The sequence below is a fragment of the Clostridiales bacterium genome (assembly GCA_030016385.1).
In the GTDB taxonomy this organism is placed as follows: domain Bacteria; phylum Bacillota; class Clostridia; order Clostridiales; family Oxobacteraceae; genus JASEJN01.
Window position 1 is genome coordinate 40,979 of the sequence record JASEJN010000011.1, and the last position, 23,510, is coordinate 64,488.

Annotated in this window: 18 protein-coding genes and 1 tRNA gene; all 19 read left to right on the forward strand. The window is 38.3% G+C overall.

What is annotated here, in order from left to right; translation table 11 throughout:
* Positions 1 to 48 precede the first annotated feature (48 nt).
* The 19 genes from QME45_04380 (at position 49) to QME45_04470 (ending at position 23,413) form a co-directional block, all read left to right on the forward strand.
* On the forward strand, positions 49 to 1,122 hold the full coding sequence (locus QME45_04380) for a hypothetical protein (protein ID MDI6617902.1): 1,074 nt from the start codon (positions 49 to 51) through the stop codon (positions 1,120 to 1,122).
* A 68-nt stretch (positions 1,123 to 1,190) separates the two neighbouring features.
* Positions 1,191 to 3,641, forward strand: a complete 2,451-nt coding sequence (locus QME45_04385) for a hypothetical protein (protein ID MDI6617903.1) — start codon at positions 1,191 to 1,193, stop codon at positions 3,639 to 3,641.
* A 1-nt stretch (position 3,642) separates the two neighbouring features.
* Entirely contained in the window at positions 3,643 to 5,118 is a 1,476-nt protein-coding gene (locus QME45_04390) for a phage tail family protein (GenBank protein ID MDI6617904.1), read from the forward strand.
* Positions 5,118 to 7,544 carry a phage tail spike protein gene (locus tag QME45_04395; GenBank protein ID MDI6617905.1) on the forward strand — a complete coding sequence of 809 codons (2,427 nt, stop codon included), beginning with the start codon at positions 5,118 to 5,120 and terminating at the stop codon, positions 7,542 to 7,544. The genes QME45_04390 and QME45_04395 overlap by 1 nt, the downstream gene beginning before the upstream one ends.
* A gap of 15 nt (positions 7,545 to 7,559) precedes the next feature.
* The gene (locus tag QME45_04400) at positions 7,560 to 8,003 is read left to right on the forward strand and encodes a hypothetical protein (protein ID MDI6617906.1); all 444 of its coding nucleotides are present in this window, start codon (positions 7,560 to 7,562) and stop codon (positions 8,001 to 8,003) included.
* A 17-nt stretch (positions 8,004 to 8,020) separates the two neighbouring features.
* Positions 8,021 to 8,275, forward strand: a complete 255-nt coding sequence (locus tag QME45_04405) for a hemolysin XhlA family protein (GenBank protein MDI6617907.1) — start codon at positions 8,021 to 8,023, stop codon at positions 8,273 to 8,275.
* 18 nt (positions 8,276 to 8,293) lie between these two features.
* Positions 8,294 to 9,457 carry a LysM peptidoglycan-binding domain-containing protein gene (locus tag QME45_04410; protein MDI6617908.1) on the forward strand — a complete coding sequence of 388 codons (1,164 nt, stop codon included), beginning with the start codon at positions 8,294 to 8,296 and terminating at the stop codon, positions 9,455 to 9,457.
* Between the two features lie 14 nt (positions 9,458 to 9,471).
* Positions 9,472 to 9,813 carry a hypothetical protein gene (locus tag QME45_04415; protein ID MDI6617909.1) on the forward strand — a complete coding sequence of 114 codons (342 nt, stop codon included), beginning with the start codon at positions 9,472 to 9,474 and terminating at the stop codon, positions 9,811 to 9,813.
* Between the two features lie 918 nt (positions 9,814 to 10,731).
* Positions 10,732 to 10,884: an aspartyl-phosphate phosphatase Spo0E family protein gene (locus QME45_04420; GenBank protein ID MDI6617910.1), complete on the forward strand. Its 153-nt coding sequence runs from the start codon at positions 10,732 to 10,734 to the stop codon at positions 10,882 to 10,884.
* Between the two features lie 529 nt (positions 10,885 to 11,413).
* Entirely contained in the window at positions 11,414 to 12,868 is a 1,455-nt protein-coding gene (locus QME45_04425; protein ID MDI6617911.1) for a ComEC/Rec2 family competence protein, read from the forward strand.
* Positions 12,869 to 13,012: 144 nt separating this feature from the next.
* Positions 13,013 to 13,477, forward strand: a complete 465-nt coding sequence (tadA, locus tag QME45_04430; protein ID MDI6617912.1) for a tRNA adenosine(34) deaminase TadA — start codon at positions 13,013 to 13,015, stop codon at positions 13,475 to 13,477.
* A 32-nt stretch (positions 13,478 to 13,509) separates the two neighbouring features.
* On the forward strand, positions 13,510 to 13,983 hold the full coding sequence (gene greA / locus QME45_04435) for a transcription elongation factor GreA (GenBank protein MDI6617913.1): 474 nt from the start codon (positions 13,510 to 13,512) through the stop codon (positions 13,981 to 13,983).
* 93 nt (positions 13,984 to 14,076) lie between these two features.
* Positions 14,077 to 14,168 (forward strand) — tRNA-Ser (locus tag QME45_04440).
* A gap of 315 nt (positions 14,169 to 14,483) precedes the next feature.
* Entirely contained in the window at positions 14,484 to 15,779 is a 1,296-nt protein-coding gene (locus QME45_04445; GenBank protein MDI6617914.1) for a sugar ABC transporter substrate-binding protein, read from the forward strand.
* Positions 15,780 to 15,997: 218 nt separating this feature from the next.
* Entirely contained in the window at positions 15,998 to 16,888 is an 891-nt protein-coding gene (locus tag QME45_04450; protein MDI6617915.1) for a sugar ABC transporter permease, read from the forward strand.
* The gene (locus QME45_04455) at positions 16,881 to 17,720 is read left to right on the forward strand and encodes a carbohydrate ABC transporter permease (protein MDI6617916.1); all 840 of its coding nucleotides are present in this window, start codon (positions 16,881 to 16,883) and stop codon (positions 17,718 to 17,720) included. Before QME45_04450 ends, QME45_04455 begins: the two co-directional genes overlap by 8 nt.
* 44 nt (positions 17,721 to 17,764) lie before the next feature.
* Positions 17,765 to 19,291, forward strand: coding sequence for a DUF4127 family protein (locus QME45_04460; GenBank protein MDI6617917.1), 1,527 nt, complete (start codon positions 17,765 to 17,767; stop codon positions 19,289 to 19,291).
* A 21-nt stretch (positions 19,292 to 19,312) separates the two neighbouring features.
* Complete coding sequence (locus tag QME45_04465) at positions 19,313 to 20,230, forward strand: ROK family protein (protein ID MDI6617918.1); 918 nt, start codon at positions 19,313 to 19,315, stop codon at positions 20,228 to 20,230.
* Positions 20,231 to 20,377: 147 nt separating this feature from the next.
* Positions 20,378 to 23,413 carry a family 10 glycosylhydrolase gene (locus tag QME45_04470; GenBank protein MDI6617919.1) on the forward strand — a complete coding sequence of 1,012 codons (3,036 nt, stop codon included), beginning with the start codon at positions 20,378 to 20,380 and terminating at the stop codon, positions 23,411 to 23,413.
* Positions 23,414 to 23,510: the final 97 nt, after the last annotated feature.

Consider the following 23,510-nt stretch of genomic DNA (forward strand, 5'->3'; position numbering starts at 1 on the left):
AACATAAGTAAAAAATATGGTATAATATTCCTCAGGGGGGGATGTTATATGAATATATTGATGATGATACCTGGTTTTAGGAGCGGAAAGTTATGGAAGAAAATTATAGCAATAGTATATTATGCTATAACAATCATCAGTCTTTTTTCTTTAGGCTTCGGCATTTTTTTAATTTTGTTTTCTTTACCCTTTTTAATTTTTTATACTATAGATTTAATTGGTAAAATTATACCAGCTAAGAAAGCATTACCCGTTGTTTTGGCAGGCATCATTCTAATGGTGATAGGTTTCAATATGCAAAGTCGTATAAATAATTCAAAGTCAGATAATAAAACTGCAGTATCTACACAGGAGGAAAATACAAAAACAGAAGGCATAAAAAATGAGAGTAATGAAACAAAGTTAACAACATCTGATTTGAAATTGCTGAAAGGATCATATAAAAATTTTGAAGAAGAGCAAAGGACCCAATTTGCAGAAATAGAAGAAAAATATGATAAATTATCTGAAAATGATAAAAATAAAATTAAAGATGATTTTGACAGATTATCTAAGGAACGCGATAAGCAAGTAGCTGAGTGGCAACAAGAGGAGAAGAAGAGAACAGTTAAAGGCACAGCTACTAATTTAGGCGCAGGAACTTTTACTGCTGGTAAGGATGTTCAGACTGGAACTTATGATGTAACGGCAACATCAGGATCAGGTAATTTTATTATTCATAGTGATGATGGCACATCAATAATTAACGAAGTTTTAGGAAGCCCAGGAGTAAATAAAGTGAGAGTAGTTTTGCCTGATAGCGCAAGAATACAAATATCCGGCATAAATAAAGTACATTTCACACCCGTTACAAGTGATTATGTAACCGATAAACAGCAGGTTATTTTGTATAGTAGATATTGGTTAGTAGGACAGGATATTGCTCCCGGCAGATATAAGGCATGTAATAATAAAAGTAGTTCATCAAATCTTATAGTTTATGATAGCTCAGGTATGTCAAAGACGAATGAAATAATATCTAATTCAAGTGATATTGGGGTAAAAGAAGTCACGTTTGATTTAGAAAATGATGACCTTATTACCATTGGGGGTTCGAACGGAATAACATTTATGCCACAATAATGGATTCAATTTAAGTAGTACTTACATTTGTAAGTACTTTTTTTATTACTATAAAGTGAGGTGAAAATATGGCTATAAACGCAGGGACAGTATATAGTGAACTCGTGCTTGACTCAAGCAAATATGACTCAGCTATTGATAAAGCAGCTAAAAAGATGAGCAATTTACAGAAGAAAATGGAGGAAATGGGCAAGAAGATATCTGACAGCGGGAAAAAGTTTTCAGATATGGGCGGCAAGTTGACTACTTTTGTCAGCGTCCCACTTGCAGGCATTGGTGTCGCAGCGACAAAGATGGCTATGGATGCCGTTGAGAGTGAAAATCTGTTTGAAGTTTCAATGGGGAGTATGGCAAATTCTGCAAGAGCATGGAGCGAAGAAGTATCAAAAGCTCTTGGATTAAATGCATATGAGGTGCGTGAAAATGTAGGTACATTCAATGTTATGCTTACATCAATGGGAGAGACAAAAGAGCAGGCATTGAGTATGTCCGAGGGTTTAACACAGCTTGCCTATGATATGGCATCCTTTTATAACTTAAAACCTGAAGAAGCTTTTGAGAAGCTTAAGGCCGGTATAAGCGGAGAAACAGAACCCTTAAAATCCCTTGGGATATTGATTAACGACACTGCGGTTGAAACATACGCTTTAACAAACGGTATTATAAAGCAGGTACCAGCACTTGATAAACATGGTAAAGTGGTAAAAGACTCTTCAGGAAAAATAAAAATGCAAAAAACCGAAATGACCGATGCACAAAAGGTTGCAGCAAGATACGGTCTTATTATGCAGGCTACAGCCAAGGCTCAGGGGGACCTGGGCAGGACCATGGATAGTCCAACAAATAAACTTAGGACAATGACAGAAAGAATTAAACAGGCCGGTATAGAATTCGGGCAGAAACTAATTCCGCTGGTTGACAAGGCTATGGATATGGCAAAACCTTTTATAGATAGGCTTAATAATATGTCTGATGCTGAGCAGGAGCATTTAATAAAGATTGCTGCAATAGTAGCTGCAGCAGGGCCAGCGATGACTATTATAGGAAAAGCAACAACGGGTATAGGCGGTATAATAAGCATGGCTGGTAAATTTAACGCTGCAATGACTGCTGTAACAACTGCTACCAAGGCAACCACAGCAGCGACTGCAGCAACAACGGCGGCTACGGGCGGTTTTAAAGCTGGATTGGCAGGACTATCAGGGCTAATTGGTCCTGGCGGATGGGTAATAGCTGGATTGACGGGAATTACTATTGCAGGGATAGCTCTTTATAATCATTTTAAAAAAGAGTCTATTCCACAGGTACAATTATTTGGCAAGGAAACATCAAAAACTACTGAGCAGGCAGTGGGAGCATTTTTAGATCTTAACGATAAAGCTACTAAAGCATTAGATCAGTTAAATTGGTCTGGACAAAAGGTTACTAAGGATATGGCAAATTCTATATCAAGTACTTTTGACGATATGGGGAAACAAATAATTGCTGGGCTTGAAAAACATAATTCAGAATCATATTCAAAAATGCAGACTTTTTTAAGTCAATCCAATGCACTTACTAAAGATGAAGAGACCAAAATACTTGCAGAAATGGTTAAGGGTAATAATCAAAAGCAACAAACTGTCGAAGGTTACCAGGCAAAAATAAAAGAAATATTGCAAACAGCTGCCAATGAGCATAGAGCATTAACGAAAAAAGAGCAACAAGATATAAATAAAATTCAGCAGGATATGGTTAATGTTGGCATACAGGCACTTTCACAATATGAAATTGAAAGCAAAGCTATTATGGATAGAATGAGAGTGCAAAATACAGTTATATCTGCAAGGCAAGCTGCTGATGTGGTGAAAAATAGTAATGATCAAAAGAATAAAGCTATCATGGCCGCAGAGGAACAATGCAATGCAGTTGTTCAGGAGATAGTTAGGCAAAGAGATGAAGCTCATAGTATTACATCGAGCCAGGCAGATAAGCTCATAGCTGATGCAATAAGGCAGAAAGATAAAACAGTTGAGCAAGCACAGCAAATGCATAATGGAGTTGTTAGTCAGGCTAAGGCCCAAGCGAGAGAGCATGTTAATGAAGTGAACTGGGAAACAGGGCAAGTAAAGACAAAATGGCAAAGACTTCTGGACTGGCTTGACACACATACTGCAACTTTAAAAGTCAGGCAAATACTAACTGGGAACTTTAGCTCAGGCAATTCTTACGGCGTCGGTGGTGGCAGCTTTGGTGGTTTTGCAGAGGGCACTGATGATGCGCCCGGTGGATGGAGCTGGGTTGGTGAAGAAGGCCCGGAATTGGTTTATCTTCCGCAGCATAGTAAAGTTATCCCTAATGATGATAGCGAATCTATTACCAAAAATGCACAAGAGCAGCCGCAACCGAATGTTACTGGTAATCTAACGGTAAATATAAACATCGATGGTAAACAAGCAGCGCAGGCGGTTATTCCATACCTTGATTTATTGATGGAAAAGAAACGCATAGCAACGAATAGGGCATTAGGGGTGATATAATATGGCTTTTATAATACCGCAGCAAATAGGCTATTTACATTTCACATACGACGGCATAGACAATGAGCAGTATTGTATAGTATCGAATGCAAAACGTGTTATGCTGCCGACAATTACGGACTATGCGGTACAGGTTCCCAAAAGACCGGGACAATACTATTATGGCGGGAACTACGGGGCGAGAGAAATAGACGTAGATATAAATATAGTTGGTGCCGATGAAACAGATTTGCAAGGCAAGATTCGCGCCATAGCCCAATGGCTTGACACCGGAGAGGATAAACCGCTAATATTCAGCGACGAACCAGATAAAGTTTATTATGCACATTTAAATGGGGCAACCGATATAACGCAGTTTATACGACTCGGACAAGGCACGCTTAAATTTATCTGCGATGACCCATTCGCATATAGTACACAGGATACGGTTATACAGGCTGTAAATGATATAGTGCAAATAACCAATAACGGGACAATGCCTGCATATCCAATAATAAAGGGAACAATTAGGGCGCCGGGCACATTTTATGCGGCAGTTATGGCGGACAAATACGTAATGCTGGGGCAGCCGCAAAGCGTAAACCAGGCGCCCATTAAGCCAGAGGAATTAGTTTTAGATGATGGATGCGGCGATTTGGCACCGTGGCAAACAGGCGGGGCAGTAGACGGTACAGATAGTATAGCTGGCAACGTGGCGGAATATGGCAATTACGCTTTTAATGTTGGCAGTTACGGGACCGGTAGTGGATGCCATGGACCAGCGATAAAGCGCAGCCTGGCAAACCCAATACAGGATTTTAAAGTCGATGTACTATGCCAAGTCAAAAACACCTACCAAGGCATGGGGAAGCTATCAATTATTTTGCTTGATGTAAATGGCAGCATAGTAGGACAACTGACCGTCGGCGACTATTGGGCGGCAGATGCAGAGAATACGGTTAGAGCAATGGCAGGGCGTACAGGCAGCGGTGTAAAATTTTTTGAAACGTATGGATTATGGCATGGATATTTTAACGGCTTTCAGGGCTTGATACGGCTGGAGCGTAAAGGCAATAGATGGCACTGCCTATTCAACGAAATGGATAATTACGAAGTTTTCGGAAGATTGAATTCAAGACGGGATGAGAAATACTGGATAGATACAAGCAATGCCTATAATGCACCAATAGCGCAAGTAGAAATTTATTTTGGTGCATACGCAAGTTATCCAACAATAATTGAACAGGTCGACGACATAAAAGTATATAAGTTAAACGATGTAAATGCAGACACGCAGCAGGCGCAAATATTCCAATCCGGTGATACGGTGGAAATTGATTGTGCAAAGGCATGCATAAGGAAAAACGGAGAAATACAGATGGATTTATTGGACTTAGGCAGTACATTTCTATCACTGCCGCCGGGAAATAGCGAAATAGATATTATCCCGCAAGGAATGGCGGACACAGAAGTTAGTTTCCAGCAGAGGTGGTTATAATGTTATTTATTTTTGACAAAAAAACACAGAAATTGAAGCAGGTACTAAATAATGATAGCCCAGAAGCAGTTCCATTTTGGAACGATGAGCATTACGAACGATTGAGTGATGGGTTACTAACTTATAAATTCGATACGGATGTAATAGCAGATATTCAGGGCAATGATTTGGTGGCATTGCAGGATTACGATGGAAATTACGTGCTATTTATTGCGACAGAAGTTAATGACGAGCATAATGGCCCAGCGATAAAGCATGTCAGCTGTGAAAATGCCGCAATGGAGCTTAATGGCAACATGATAAGACCCGAAAAGTTAAGCGGCATAACTGCCCAAGCCGCACTTGCAAACGTATTGCAAAACACCGAGTGGCAGGTTGGAATCGTAGAGTGGCTGGGCACGCAAGATGTAGAATTTAAGGATTATATTACTGTAATTGCAGCCGTGCAACAGATGGCAAAGCAATTTAGCGGGGAATTTAGGTATAGAGTAACGCTTCAGGGCGGCAGCATAACAGGAAAATATATAGACCTATTATTGCAGCGTGGAAGCGACACAGGCAAGCGTTTTGAGTATACAAAAGATATAAAGGATATACAGAGGATACAAAACACACAACAGGTTGTAACAAGCCTAATAGGATTAGGCAAGAGCGATGCAAACAATAATAAACTAACCTTTAAAAATGTTGTATGGAGTAGAGCTAACGGCAAACCAGCCGACAAACCCGCCGGGCAGGACTGGGTTGGCGACGATAACGCTCTTCAGGTATGGAGTAGGACCGGGCGTAACATAGAAGGTATATTCGAGGACAATAACCAAGACGACCCGTCAAGGTTACTGCAAGAAACATGGGATGCGCTGCAGGAAAGAAAAAACAGCGTATATTCGTATGTTTTGGATGTTGCATTGCTGGAGAAAGTTGCAGGATACGAACATGAGAAGGTAAGGCTTGGCGATAATGTAAGGGTAATTGATAGAACATTTAATCCCGCTTTATTCTTAAATGCTCGGGTGGTTGACTTGACGATATCCTATACAGACCCTGCCAAAAGCAAATGTACACTTGGCTATTTTTACCCTACGTTTATTCAAAAATATCAAATCATAGACCAGATTCAACAGAAAATTAGTCTGAATGAAGGCCTATGGAATTCCAATAAAACGGCATACTACATGAAACTGAATATTGCAGCAATAAATAAAGATGTAAACGGTATTTACACACCGAATAATTTTACTGCATCAGGTAAAACCCAAAAGGGAGACGCGCTGCCGGAGGATTACGCAGGCAGATTCATTATTTCCGAATCTACAGACGGAAACACGTATACAGAGAAATATAGAAGCGCTGCCGACGAAACAAACAAAATATACAATATTAATACCGCTAACTTACAAATAATTGATATAAAGTTTTACCAAGCAGGCGGATTTACAGCTCTGCTTGACGAACAAATCATACCGATAGTTTGCGATGGTGCGCAAGGACCACAAGGACCACAAGGACCTAAAGGTGATACAGGCCCACAAGGTGCAACTGGCCCACAAGGGCCTCCTGGCCCAATTTTGGACTGGGTGCAAAACTGGGATGGCACAAAAACGGTAATTAAAAATCAATCCATTGTAACACCGAAGATTTTTGCCGGTGTAAACGGCGGCACAGCGGCAAACCCAGTTTTGACAGGTGTTGCTATGGGCAGAGATGTTTTAGGCGGCACGAATAATGCTATAGGTATAGTTGCCTACAATAACAATATTGCCACGATACAGATTAAAACGGATGGAAGCGCCGTATTTGGCACGCAGACAGGAAAACAATTTATTGTTCATCCCGATGGTTCGGTTACAACGCCAAAGGTCAGCGCGGATGATATAGACGGTGGTACGCTTACACTAGGCGGCAGCAATAATACAAGCGGAATTGCAATAGTCAAAGATACAAATGGGAATAATGCTATTACTTTAGACAATACTGGAATGAGTATTTTATGCAGTAAGGCAGTCCCAGGCGGGGTTAAAGTGACAGACATAACAAGCGGAATTTTATTATTTGCAGCCAGTGGGGACGGTGTAAAATGTACAAGTCTTATGGCCAATAGCGGAATTACCGTCGGGGGGACTGGCATACAACACCCAGTAATAGATATGGATGAAGATGGCAATATAATAGCAAATGGCAAAGTAACCGCCAAAGGAGGATATACAAAGCTTGGCAGTATTCCGGCATTTACGTGGAGCGGCACAATCAATATGAATACCAGTGTATATATAACGCATAATTTAGGCTACAACCCAATTATTGCGACAAGCGGCACAGTTGGGAATGTACAATTAACGTTTGCGTATAGTAATAGCAACACATTAAGAGTTAATAATTACAATGTCAGCAGCAACAACTGGACAGGAACGATTTATTTTTGGTAGAAGGGAGGCATAAATATGGTAGGATTTGCTTTTGTGAGGAAAGATTGCGGCAACGTAGACTATATAATTTCGTGGGCCAATGTAACAGAATTGCCGGAGAACTACCCATACGATGCGAACACTTATACAGTAGTTAAAATCACGGACTATAAGGGCGACTTTCAAAATTACGAATGCTATAATTCCGCAGATAAGACCTTTAACAAGCGATTGACAATTACAACGGATAAAGCACGCACACTCGCAGGCGGTACAGTGAATATAACTATAACCTATCCCGATGCCGTAAACGAAACAGCACACTTGAGCATAGACGATACAATTGTACAGGATGTTTTAGCTGTAAACGGCAGCGCAAATATAAGCACGGGACTAACGGTTGTAGGATTTAACAAGATAACGGTAACAAGTACCACACATTACGGCACAAATTCCGCAAGTGTAGAAGTGCTAAGTTAAAAGGGGGCAGACGTTAAATGAATGAGGCAGTGTGCGATGAGCGGCATAAAAGGGTAAATGAACGGCTTGACAATCACGAAAGCAGGCTTAACAACCATTCAATGCGATTAGATAAACTTGAACAAAATAGCGTAGGCCTACAAAAAGATTTAAAGCATTTATGCGAGAACTTAAAAGCGCTCACATCTACAATGTGGTGGTTTATAGGAATCCTAATTACAAGTTTTATAGGGTTCTTTTTTTACGCAGTTCAAAGAGGATTATTTAAGTAGTAGAGGAGATGTAAAACAATGGGTTATATAGTAGACATAAGCAAATGGCAAGACCCGAGTAAAATAGACTATGATACTTTTTGTAAGCAGCTTGATATGGCAATAATACGTGTACAGTATGGCAGTTTGAAAATTGACCCGTGCTATACGCAACACATAGCGGAAATGCAGAAGCATAAAGTGCCATATGGAGTATATGCGTTTGTGCGCGGCATATCAATAGCAGATATGGCACAGGAGGCAAGGGACTTCTATTGTAGGGCAAAAGATTATAACCCCGCCTTTTATGCGTTGGACGTTGAGGAACAGAGCATGGAAGATATGCGCAGCGGCATAAATGCCTATATAGCTGAGCTAAGAAAATACACGGGGAATAAAAAGATTGGCATTTACGTGGCCCATAATCGCTATGAAATTTTTAATTTGGATCTCAGCAAAGCTGACTTTGTCTGGTTGCCGCACTATGGAGTTAATAATGGGCAGATAAGTTCTACACCAGCCTATTATTGCGACTTGCACCAATACACCAGCGTGGGACGTATAAGTGGGTATGAAGATAATTTAGATTTAGACAGGCTTATGAATGGCAGAACAATTGAATTTTTTACTGGCACAAAGGCTGCGCCAAAGCCAATAACACCGCCGCCTGCGCCAAAGCAACAACCCAAGCCTGCAGAGTCGACAACTCCAGATATATATATAGCGCAGGCAGGGGATACATTAAGCGGTATTGCCGCAAGGTTTAATATTTCAGGTGGCTATAAAACGCTTGCGGAAATAAATAATATCGCTAACCCGGATATAATTAAAGTAGGGCAGCATATAAGGCTCAAGGCAGCGTATAATCCGCCTGCGGATATAAATATATATTATACCGTTAAACCGGGCGACACGCTAAGTGGAATAGCGGCAAAATACCATGTTAACGGCGGCTATAAAGAGTTGGCAAGGATTAATCAAATACCCGACCCAAACAAAATTTATACAGGACAGAAAATAAAAATAGACAATATACCAGTACATGACACATCCGCACCAGCATTTTACACGGTAAGGGCAGGAGATGTATTAAGCCGTATAGCAGCACGCTATAAAACAACCGTGAATAATTTAATGAAGCTTAATTCAGATATCAAAGACCCGAACAAAATTTACATCGGGCAGAAAATAAAAATAAAATAAATGGAGGCATAATTATGCAGAAATATGTTTTAATAGCAATTTTAGTGGTGGCAGTAGTAGTATATCTTTATATTGTATACCGCAAGCAGGGCAAGGCGGCAGTATTGGCGACCATAAGGGAGGCAATATACAAGCTGATGCTAACAGCCGAGAAGAAATTCGGCAAAGAGGCAGGAGAGCAGAAGCTAAGTTTTGTATTGACTGCGTTATATGACTATATCGCACCCGATATAGTACGCAAGTTTATAAGTGACGAGGATTTAAAAAGTTATATACAAAAATTGTATGATGAATATTACGTAAAAGCAAAGGACTATTTGGATGATGGCAAAATAAATGGAAGCGCAACCGAATAGAAATAATAAAAGACCTCGGGCATAAACCCGGGGCTTTTTTATTTTTCCCTATCTAATATTTTTTAAGCCTATCTATATCTATTTTTCTGCCTCACTATGCGTCTAAAACAATATTTGAAGGTATAATATGTCTACCATATTGCGATTTGCCCTTTTAACGCTCATATAGGCCCATAGACGCATTATGGTAATATTTAGGGTAAATAAAAATATAGCAGCTTACTATTTTAAGTAAAACTGCTATTTTTTAATTTAAAGTGTTAAAAAAGAGGTTTCAATCCCTTATAGGTAATCTAACCTGTCTTAAGACATATTAATAAATTTTTCCATCCCTCATAGGTAGACTAAAAATGTCTTAAGACATATTGCATAACGCTATTCAGCAGATTAAAAGTTTTTAGTTGCTATATTTATAGTATACTACGCAAAATAAAAATGCAATAACTTTTTTAAAAAAGTCTTAAAATATTTTTACTTTTCAATGGGGACAGTTTGGGGACGGATTTCATATAAAATATTTTTTTATATTGTATATATGCAAATAATAGCTTAAAATATATGCATATATACAATAAATAGTATAAATTTAGTTGACATAAAGGAGATAAACAGTTTCCTAAACCGTGTGTCGGATGTTCGATTCATCTCAGGCGCACCAATATAAAGCCCTGAATGTCAACATATTCAGGGCTTTATATTTATATTCTTTAACGGCAGAGCAATTGTTACTCTACTATTTAACCTATTGCACCGGTTAAGCTTGATAATGGGGATCAAACCAAACCGGTACAACAAATTAAATTTAGCTGAAGGGCAAATATATATATTTTTTTGATAGAGAATAACACAAATATTACTTTTTTAACATATTCTTCAAAATAATATGATATAATTAGCCCTACATAGGGGGGAACAATATTGGAGAACAATCTGGAAGAAAGAACAGAACTTCTGAGGAACATTTTAAAAAAATTATTAACAAGCAAACTAATGACTGATCGTGAAGTAATAAAAGTCAGCAAAGAACTGGACAAGGTTATCAATGAATATTATTATGACAAAATAGTGTAATGTGGCTTGTCACCTTTATTAACTTTTATTTAGATAAGTTGTAAACATATAAAGCCGCAAATGTTTACAACTTATTTTTTATAAAAGCATAAAACTTTGCTGCCTAAAAATCGCGGCTTCCACATCGAAGATCTTAGGTCTTTGGCAGACTTTTGCTATATTTTTTTAAAAAAATTATATAAAAAATCAAACAGAATTACAGGAAGAAATATAAGTAATGATAGTCCTATGGAATAAATTAATCCTGAAATATTATTAAAAGAATTTTTAATTTTCATAAATAGTCCCCCCATAACCTGAATAATATTTCATGTATCTTTTTATATATTATAGACGTATAAATCACATATTTTGTTCTATGAAAACACAAATTTTTTAAGAAAAAATTAAACTATTTTATAAAAATGATAATAAGTGATTTTCTAAAGGATATTTCTACAAAAAAATATATGAATAAGTTATCCTGAATATTTATTGAAGGGAAATAAGTTATTTTCATAGAATAAAATATCTAAAGGGGATGACGACTTTGAATTTTATTATGTTTTTTATTTATATTGCATCGGCATATTTTACATATTATCATTCGCAGAAATATAAAAGCAATCCTTATATCTGGACGGCTGTGGGACTGTTGGTTCCTTATGCCGGGGCCGTTATATGCTATCTGGTTCACAGGAAAAAGAAAGTAGTGGATAAAAGGCCAAATTTATTTCCGCTGGGTTTTAGAAGAAGAAAACCATTGAATATGGTTATAGCTTTAATTGCGTATTTGCTGTTTTTTTCGACTGCGTATGCTATCTTTTCCGGCGGATCGACATATTCTTTGCTGCAAAAGCAGGATGATATTAAAGCAAGCAGCACTATAAAAAGTGAAGTAGACAGCGAAAATACGGATAAAACAGATATAGAAAAGACTCAAACTGGTAAAACAAGTTTGGATACTGTTAAACCGGAATCCGTGAATCGGAATAAAACAAACGGTAATATTAAAATAAGCTATATAAATGTGGGACAGGCAGACAGCATACTTATACAGCAGAATGGCAAAAATATGCTGATTGATGCCGGAAACAATGGCGATGCACAAACAATAGTAAATTATTTAAGGCAGCAGAATGTTTCCAAGCTGGATTATTTTATTATGACTCATCCCCATGAAGATCATATAGGAAGCGCGGATACCATAATAAAAACATTTGATACGGCCAAAGTTTATATGCCTGAGGTGACTACAAATACTAAAACTTTTAGTGATGTGATAAGTACAATAAAAAGTAAGGGATTAAAGATCACTAAACCGGTCTCCGGAAGCTCATTTAAACTTGGAGACGCAAACTGTATGATTTTATCCCCCAATAGAAGCAAATACGACGATTTAAACAACTATTCTATTGTCATAAAAATAGTATATGGATCCAATAAATTCATATTTGAGGGCGACGCTGAAAAAATTTCCGAGGATGAAATACTGGCAAGAGGATTCGACATATCGGCCGATGTCATAAAAATCGGGCATCATGGCTCCGATAGTTCAAGCAGCCGGGAATATATAAGCAAAGTAAAACCTAAATATGCGGTTATCTCTGTCGGGAAAGATAACGATTATGGCCATCCTTCAGCATCCGTAATGGAAAGGTTAAGGGCCATGGGCATTAAAGTATATAGAACTGATGAAAATGGAACTATTGTCTGCATGTCGGATGGTAAGAATATTACATTTAACTGTAGTCCGGGAAGTTATGCTGCCGCTTCAAAAGGAGGGGTAAGTGGCAGCGGGGTCCAGACTTCAAAGGCAAAATCTGCACCGCAGAGTTCAACAGGCCAGGACGACAGGATAGTTTATTATACTCCTGGCGGACACTCGTACCATTATGATAGAAATTGCTCAACGCTCAAAAGAAGCAAAACCGTAAAATTGGGTAAGCTTAAGGATGTTATAAAACTTGGGAAATCCGATCCCTGCAATATATGTGTAAAATAACAGCAATAATATATAGTAAGCAAAGGTGTATCCAAATATAAAAATATGCATCTGTAAAAGCAAGCAGGCCTACGGGGTTTGAACCTGAACTTGTTTTAATTACCATGATAAGTCGCTTACAAAGTTTGAGAGGTGCCGTATAATATGGATTGTATGAAGAGCGATGAAGATTTTATGAGGTTTGCACTGCTCGAGGCAGAAAAGGCGTCAAAAGAAGATGAAGTCCCTGTAGGGGCGGTTATAATAAAAGATGGCAAGGTTATCTCTTCAGCCCATAATGAAAGGGAGAACAGAATGGATCCTACCGCTCATGCTGAGATAATAGCAATAAAGAAGGCATCCGAAGCCATAGGCAACTGGAGGCTTACAGGCTGTGATTTATATGTTACAATAGAGCCGTGCCCGATGTGCGCGGGAGCGATAGTACAATCGAGGATCAGAAGACTGATATATGGCGCATCGGACTTAAAAGCAGGAGCATGCGGCTCTATAATGGATGTTATAAACAATGCCCACTTATGCCATAAAGTTGAAGTTCATAAGGGCATACTGGAAGATGAGTGCAGTATTATTATAAAAGACTATTTTAGAAATAAGAGAAAAAAGTAAAGTAATAACTGTATTGGAGGCCTGGCAGTAAAATGAACAATTATCTTACACAAGAGGCAATAGACAAGCTGAAAAAAGAGATAGAATACAGAAAAGTAGTACTTAGATATAAAATACTTGATGATGTTAAAGAAGCTCGCGCGCAAGGAGATTTAAGCGAGAACTTTGAGTATAAATCTGCAAAGAGGGAAAGGGGAAAAAATGAAAGCAGGATACGCTATCTTGAGAAGCTGATAAGAACTGCAAAAATAATAAAGGATACTACAGAAGATGATGAAGTCGGCCTGAATAAAACTGTTTCCATAAGATTTATAGAAGACAATGAGACGGAAAAGTTCTTTATTGTTACGGCAGTTGAGGTCGATCCGTTAAATAACAAGATCAGCATAGAATCACCTCTTGGTAAGGCTATATATAAACATAAAATAGGAGACGAAGTCAAAGTTAAGTCCGTCGATGGAGAATATACCGTAAGAATAGAGGATGTGAGCAAAGATACTTTTTAAATATAAGATATATGCACTCTGGTGCAGTAATCGCAGAAATAAGCCTGTTGATTTATGGCTTCGGATTTAGTATAATAATTAATGGCTTTCTATGGAGAGGTGTCCGAGAGGTCTATGGTGACGGTCTCGAAAACCGTTGTGCAGGGTAACCCGCACCGTGGGTTCGAATCCCACTCTCTCCGCCACGTCGTCGCGGACTTTGTATCGTTCGCGACGACTTTTTTCAAAAGTCATCATTGATAAACTCATTATGAGTGAATAACAGATTGTGTATTTTATTTATAAGTCTATACCATGAGGGTAGGGCAAATTGCTCTACCCTTTTTATTATGGTAGATTCATATGATCTTGAAAAAGCTTCAGTAAGAATTAATTTTATCAAAGGAGATAAAATGTAATAAATGTTCAAAAAAGTTTGAAAAAAAGGAGGAATTTTTCATTTAATATAGAATAACATTTAATATAAGAACAATGTATCCCAAAAATAAGGAGGAAGTTTTATGTTAAAGCAAAAGCTTAATGCTAGAATTTTGGCAGTCACTATGGTGTTATTAATATTAGCATCTACTCTGTTAGGATGTGGCAGAGGCAATATTTCAAAGACATCGACTACTGCTGACGAGCAAAAGCCGGTAACACTTAAGTTCTGGACAATCTCCTTGCAGCCGACATTTACAGATTTTTTCAATGGCTTGATTGCACAGTATCAAAAGGAACACAAAAATGTAACAATCCAATGGACTGATTTACCTTATGATGCTATTCAGAGCAAGTTGATTACATCTGCTGCAGGCGGAACTTCACCTGATGTTGTCAATTTGAATTCAAGCATGGCACTTATGCTTGCAGGAAAAAATGCCCTTGTAGACCTTAACAAGGAAGCAACGGATGCACAAAAGAGTATATATATACCTTCTCTTTATAATTCGACGAAACTCGGGAATTCCGTATATGCATTCCCCTGGTATGGTGCCCCCACAGTAATGATATATAACAAGGATTTATTCCAGAAGGCCGGAATACAAAATCCTCCTACAACATTTGATGAAATGTTCGATGTGGCGAAAACTATGAAGGACAAAACTGGAGCTTATTTGTATATACCTGGTAATATTACACAGATATTATTTGAAGAAGGGATACAATTAATAAATAACGATAAGACGAAGGCCACATTTAATATTCCTGAAACTCTGGCGCTGTTGCAAAAGTATAAAAAAGCAGTTGATGATGGCATATTGCCAAAGGATGGTTGGGGTGTATGGGACAAGATGTTGAAGCAGTTCTCGACTGGAAAGCTTGCAATTATTAATTCGGGAACACAATCGATCAAGAGGATAAAGGACGAAGCGCCGAACATATATAAGAATGTTGAGGTTACACAGCCCATGGTTGGTAAAGCGGGAATAAGCCTCAATCCTCTTATGAATATCGTAGTCCCTGCAGCCAGCAAGAACCACAAGAGTGCTATAGATTTTGCCAACTATATTACAAACGATGCGAATCAGCTTGCCTTTTGCAAAAAAGTAGCGATATTCCCGTCAACAAAAAAAGCTTCAGAGGATTCCTTCTTTAAATCCGATACAAGTACTATAGAAAAGAAAGCTATATCGATTGCTGCGGATGTACTTCCCAAAACGGCAGATTTTACCCTTGGTTTAGCGGAAGGAAGCAACATATTTACAGAAGTAAACAAGGTTTATGAGGCATCGATTCTTGGTAATACCGATCTGCAGCAAGCATTGAACAGCTCGGAGAAAAAGGTTAACGAAATACTTGCAAATAAGAAGGATTGATTAAAACCACAAATTTTGTGGGTAAGATTTTAGTTTATGCACTGTAATACTCCAATTTTACAGTGCATAAAACATAAAATGGTATCCAGTTTTTATAAAAACACTATTTCAATTTAAGTTAGGCGTTTATACTGGGTTGCTTACAAAGATCGCATATCTATGTCTTTAGGTAAAAGAGTATCCAATTTGTTGAAGATAAGGGAAAAGGGAGTATCATTATGACTTTTAGAAATAAGAAAATAAAGGATACAATGGTTGCATTTGCATTTATGGCACCAGCTTTAATACTTCTTATTGTTTTTCTATTTTATCCGATAATATATAGTTTGCCGCTTGCATTTTATGATTATTCAATAGTCGGTCAGACCAAATTCATAGGATGGGATAATTTTACAAGGGCACTCCATGACAATGAATTCTGGATTTCAATTAAAAATTCCGTTACGTTTGTTCTTGTCGTGCCGCCGATACAAATACTGTCTATTTTGCTTGCCATTCTTGTAAATAGAAAACTGCCGGGGATAAAATTTTTCAGGGCACTTTTCTATATACCTGTTGTAACTTCAATGATCGCCGTATCCATAATATGGGGTTTCCTTTTCGATCCGGATGGAATAATCAATGGTTTTATGATATCCCACGGATGGATAAATGAGCCTATTTACTATCTTCAAAATCCCAGTTTGGCTATGCCATCAATTATGTTTATAACATTATGGCAGGGGCTTGGATATTATATGATGCTCTACCTTGCAGGACTCCAATCGATACCTGCTGAGATAGAAGAAGCGGCATTGGTCGACGGGGCAAACAAATTTAAAACGTTTTTTAAAATTAAAATACCTTTGTTGAAACCATATGTATGGTTCTGCACATTCATTTCGCTGCTTTCTGCAGTCGGAGTATTCGATATAGTATTTGCCCTTACAAGCGGAGGGCCGAACAATGCCACGCTTGTTACTAATTATTACTCATATACCAAGGCATTTACCGATTTTAATTTTGGATATTCTGCTGCTATCGGATTGTTGCTTTCTATTGTAACAACGATATTAAGCATTGCAGTATTTATATATGGTAAAAGAGGGGGTATGACCTACAGTGACTAGAAATTTGAAAAGTAGAAGAAAAATAAAGAAAGTTATATCGGTTATATCCACTTATTTATTGTTGCTAATTATTGCGCTTATATGTGCCGGCCCATTCTTATGGCTTATAAATGCATCATTTAAGTCGGGACAGAACATATATGATATGAAGTTTTTCAACAATCCATCGCTGGTGAATTATATTGGTGTTATGAACTTTATGTCACTTCCACGATATTTTATGAATACCGTGATAATTACAGTTGGCTCGATTGTAATCGACGTCATATTCTCAGCATTGTGCGCATATCCACTTGCATGCATGGATTTCTATGGCAAGGATATTGTCTTTGGAGCATTGATAAGTACAATGATTTTGCCATGTGCTGCTGGGTTGGTGGTCAATTATATCACTATAGTGAAACTGCATCTTTTAAACACATTTTTGGGAGTAATACTGCCGTCAGGAGTATCTGTCTTCAGTATAATATTGCTCAGGCAATCATATCTTGTGATACCCAAAGAATTGACGGATGCTGCAAAAATAGACGGCGCATCGGAGATCATGATCTGGTACAAGATCATGCTTCCTGAAATAAAACCATCAATTTCTACAATTATTATATTTGATTTCATAGGCAAGTGGAACTCATTCCTGTGGCCGATAATAATACTCCAGGATCCAAAAAAATATCCGCTGGCAACTGCGCTCAAATATTTAAACGGGCAGTTCAACTATAAATTTGGGTATATAGCTGCCGGCACTGTTATATCAATAATTCCGGTAATAATCATATTCCTCACGTTCCAGAAATACTATATCAGCGCGATTTCAGGGGCAATAAAAGGTTAAGAAGAAAATACCAGATCATTATAGAATAATTGGAGACGATATATGTGAAAAAGATATTATATTTACCCCTTGATGAAAGGCCGTGTAACTATAATTTTCCCCAAATCCTTGCATCTGCCACTGAATACGAGATGATTAAGCCTCCCCGGGATATACTGGGGAATAAAAAACTCCCGGCAGATACGGCGAAAATCAGGAAATGGCTGCTGGAAAACGTTAGGGATGTATCTGGAGCTATAATATCCGTTGATATGCTGGTATATGGCGGAATTGTCCCTTCCAGACTGCATGGATACAGTATAAGCGATTGTATTGACCGACTTAGCATATTGAGGGAGTTGAAAGGGTTAAACCCCAATCTTAAGATATTCGCGTTTAATCTGATAATGCGTTGCCCACAATACTCCAGTGCTGATGAAGAGCCTGACTACTATGAAGATTATGGACGTGAGATATTCAGGACAGGATATATAAACCACAGGATAGCCTTGGGTAAAGCAGACAGAAATGAAATTGAAGAACTTAAGGGGATAAAAGATAAGCTGCCCGATAGTATACTAAAGGATTATACAGACAGGAGAAATGTAAACAGGGAGGTTAACAGGAGAGCAATCGATTATGTAAAAAAGGATATTATCGACTTTCTTGTGATTCCACAGGATGATTCATCGCCATATGGATTTACTGCAATTGACCAGCAATATGTCAGGAAATATATATCTCAAAATCGCCTGAATCTTAAAATATATATGTATCCCGGCGCCGATGAAGTGGGATGCACTCTCCTTGCCAGGATGATCAACGAAGACAAGGCTGTCAGGCCGTTAGTATATACTAGGTTTTCCGGCACTAAGGGGCCTTTTGTGAATCCACTATTTGAAGATAGGATCTTATTTGAGAGTATAAAATACCAGATAATATGTGCGGGTGGAATATTGTGCAGCAGCCTGCCGGAAGCTGATATCATACTTATGGTAAATACTCCAGGTGAGACGATGGGGGAGGCTTTGTCCTATGCAGGAGGGAGCGGGATTTATGATGTCGAAAAGAATATACCTGAATTTATTGAATATATGGATTATGTTGTAAACACCGTTAAAAAACCCTGCGTTGTGGCCGATACGGCATATGCCAATGGAGCAGACCTTGAACTTATTGAGATGATGAGGCAAAAAAAGCTTTTATATAAACTTGCTGCATATGCGGGGTGGAATACAAGTTCCAATACTCTTGGAACTTGTATATCACAGGGTATGTTGTACAAAATTTATGGAAACAGCAAGAAACATCTGGATTTTCTTGCGTTGAGGTATGTAGAGGATGCAGGTTATTGTAGCTTTGTAAGACAGTTGGTCACCAAAGAAAAACTTCCATCGATGGGGTACAATTACTTTAAGGTAGACGGTAAGAGAGGGAAGGTATCACATATGGTAAAAGCCGAGCTCGAAAAATTTGTTGGTGATAGGCTTGAATATGACAACTATAGTATAAATATTAACGATTGTTATATGCCGTGGAACAGGATGTTTGAGGTGGGGCTTGAAGTTCAACTGGTGCAGGAAGGCAAATAAACGGGGAGGATATTAGTTTATATGGGCAATATAATATGTTTTGATATCGGAGGCACATATATTAAATATGCTGCAGTGACTAATACAGGAGATATACTATTTAAGGATAAAATTGCTTCGCCTTGCGAGGACTGTAGGATAAATATACCAAAGGTATTGTCTTCTAAAATATTAAAGCTTAAGGATAAGTATGATTTAAGCAGCGTAGGCATCAGTACGGCCGGACAGGTAGATAGCGAAAACGGAATAGTTGTATCAGCATGTGACAATCTTCCGGATTATAGTGGGGCAAGATTATCGATGGATATTGGAAATATGACAGGACTCAAAGTATATGTGGAAAATGATGCAAATGCTGCTGCATTAGGTGAGATGTGGAAAGGAGCCGCAAAGGGAGTTCAGACTTTTGTATGCATAACCATAGGCACCGGTATAGGCGGAGCAATTATAATAGACGGAAAGCTATATAAGGGAATAAAAGGTGGCGCCGGAGAAATAGGGCATATGATAATAAATGAAAATGGAGAGCCATGTACGTGCGGTTCACGTGGGTGCTTTGAGAGATATGCATCCACCCAGGCCTTCGTAAGAAGATATATTTGTCAATCTCAAAAGAATGGTCATACTGTTGATCATATAGATGGGGAAGAAATTATGAAGAGAGTTCGCGAAGGTCAGAAACTTGCAATCAGTGTTTATGATGAATTTTTAAATCATCTGGTTTCAGGGCTTGTAAGCCTTACTTATCTGCTGGATCCTGGGCTTATAGTAATAGGCGGCGGGATTTCTGCCCAAGGCCGGCCTTTTTTTGATGAAATTGAAAGGCGATTTAAACAAAGAGTAATGCCTTCATATTTCGAGCACACCAGAATTGTACAGGCAGTCCTTGAAAATGATGCGGGTATCTATGGCGCATGCTATGTAGCTCTACACAGGTAGTGGGTGTATAAAGATTAAGAATATGTACCCCAGGTGATTGTTCCCTTGATATTAATTTTGCATTATTGCTGTGAAAATATTTTACGAGACATGTGGTTAGTGCGATAAAGGGCTAATATTAATATTTAAAATAATGGAGGAATTAAAATGGTAGGTAAACGTGTTTTTTTATTTTTGATTGCATTGGTACTCACTTTTTCGACTACTCCAGGTATGAAGCTCTATGCAGAAGAATTGCCATCTGCGGCACAAGATCCATTTGTACAACTGGAGAATGGGAGCATATATCCCGTAGTGGTAAATCAGGCCAGGGAAGAAGATAAGCTCTCTGTTTGCACAAGTGAGTACGGAGAAAATACAGATTCCTTTTATAATGATACATCAGAGGCAATCATTGTCAATAATGTTGTTTTAGAGAAAAACAGTTATGGAGACAATGGGACTTACATTCCCAAAAACGGTGCTGTGCTTTCAGGAACCGGCATTGCCAAAGAGATAGTAAACACATTGAAGATCGGACAGAGAGTTGAATTGAAGAATATAAATTTAAAAATTCTTCCTGAAAAATATTTTCTTGTAAATAATATGACTGTTTCCATTACGGGTGTCAACACTGTAAGGGGGGCCGGGGCAGTTATTGCATATACTCCTGAGTACGGGACTTCAACAAAGACAAACGAATGGGGCATGGAGATTACAGCAGTAGATGGAAAAGTAGTGCATATCACTCCTGATGCCACTACAGGGAATACGCAAATTCCCGATAATGGGGTTGTAATATCAGTTCAAAGTGGGTACCGCGATATTAAAAAATTGATTAGCAGTGTTAGAGTCGGGGATTCCATCGAAGTGGTTTTGGATAATTTATATATATACAATGCATATGAGATACCATATGATGCTTTTAATCCTAAAACCAAGGAAGATAATCCCGAGGGATGGGATGATAGTAAAAACGAACCGTATCCGGGATTCAGAGGAGCAAATCAGTCAATAGTTTACGATAGTACATATGGTGAAACGACGGGAACGAACCAATGGGGATATGAAGTTTCAGTAAACTCGGATGGGAAAATATTCAAAGCCGGAGGAAACAATTCTCCTATTCCTGATGGAGGACTCGTCATATCGACTCATGGAACAAAATCGTCCATAGTGGCCAACAATGATTTGATCGGTGCGACCGTAGTCGTCAACAAAGCCGAAAAGAAGGTAGTAATTCTGCATACACCGGATTCTTTCCTGACAAAAATGGAGTTTAAAGCAGAAGAAGTCCGCAAAAGGATAGAAGAAGAGAAAAAACTGTTTTTGGATGTTCCCTATAACGCTGTACAGGATAAGCTGGCATCTATACAAGCAAGATATTCGGAGGCAAAGCGCCTGTATGGTTGTTACTTAATGAGGGATGCGATTGCAAAGTCGAAGGAGCTTGAGCAAATGATAGAGGAAGTGTATTTTATGAATTCCGAATCCAGGACTGTTGAAACGAGGGGTGTATGGATCAGACCATTTGAAACTAGTGAACAAGAAGTGGATGATGTTTTGCAAAGACTGCATGCCATGAATATCAATACCGTTTATCTGGAAACATGGTTTAACGGTTATACAGCTTTTAAGACCGAAAACAAGCTAACCTGCTTGAATCCCATATATAATGGATTCGATGTATTGAAAGCTTATGTAGATTTAGCTAAAAAGTATGATATAAAAATATATGCATGGGTGGAAAACTTTTTCGCCGGCGTCAATGGCGAAGGCCCTGTTATAGAGAAAAAACCGGAATGGGCACTTATCAGCCGGTTTGGAAATAATGCCAATTATATACCTGATTACAATGCCTATTTTAATTATATCAATCCGGCACTTCCGGAGGTAAGGGATTTTCTATCCGATTTGTATAAGGAACTGGTTAAGAAATATAAAATCGACGGAATACAGTTGGATTATATTCGTTATCCTGCGCCAAATAGTGCAAAAGATGGGATTCCGGATGATTTTGGATATGATGAGTATACAAGGCAGTTATATATGAAATCGAAAGGCAGCAGTATCGATCCTATCAACATTACACCCCAGCATGAATTATGGGCGGATTGGTGCAAATTCAGAGCAGATTTTATTAATACTTTTGTATATCGCGTTACGTCAGAGGTAAAATCCATAAGGCCGGAAGTCCTTGTAAGCGCTGATGTGGGAGCACAATACGACAGCGGACCGACTGAAAAGATGCAGGAACCAAAGGATTGGGTTGGCAGGGGATATATAGATGAACTATTGCCGATGATCTATACAAATGACTTGGAGAAGCTGAAACATGACACAGTTGAAACTAAAAAATTCGCATATGGCAAGACTCACATGGTTATAGGTCTTGGAGCCGAGAACATCGCCAAAGGCGGTATTTTATCCGAAGAGGTAAAGGCTGTAAGAGAACTTGGGGCTTCAGGTGCTGCTGTTTTTGAATATAGAAGAATGATTGGGAATGGTTTTGACGATGAGCTCCATAAGGGAGTGTACCAGAAAAAGGCCGTGGTCTCAACAACAGACCCCAAAGATGTACTTGAGAAAGTATTTAGTGAAATAGAGCGAAAAATAGAAACGATTTATGTGCCTTTTGGAGGAATGCCCATAAAGTCAGCTTCAAATTATAAAAAATGTCTGGAACATATTTCTAAGGAGTATTCCAATAAAACATTTAAAGTAAATATTATAATTAAATGTAAATCGGATTTGGAAAAACTGCTTCGAAAAATCGACGGCGATTCCAAAATAGCACAGGAAGTTAAAAATAGGATGATTGATGATATTAATATATGTACTAATGTACTCGATATTTATCAGTCAAAAACCAATTTCATGGCAAACCATAAGGCGGATTATTTTACATTAGAAGTACCTCAAGGGAATGTTGCAGCAGGTGATACATTGCAAGTGAAAGTAAAGACCGCGTTTATTGAGAACGATCACCAAGCCGTCATGTATCTTGACCCCACGCAATATACAATAAAGAGCAGCAATCCTGAGGTGGTTAAGGCAGGGCCGGGAAGTATTACTATATTGAAGGAGAACTGCAATGCTGCATTGACTGTTACCGTCAATAAAAAATTCAGGCTTAACATCAAACCGGGAGCGGACATTAAGGCAAAAATATTATTGATAGGGAATGAAATAAAAGTTAAATAAAAAATTGCTACGGGTACCAATAAAAAAGCATTTTTTAACTTACTTCAATTCGTAATATGAGCTTATGTTATTTTGAACACTCATTCGCCAGATTCAA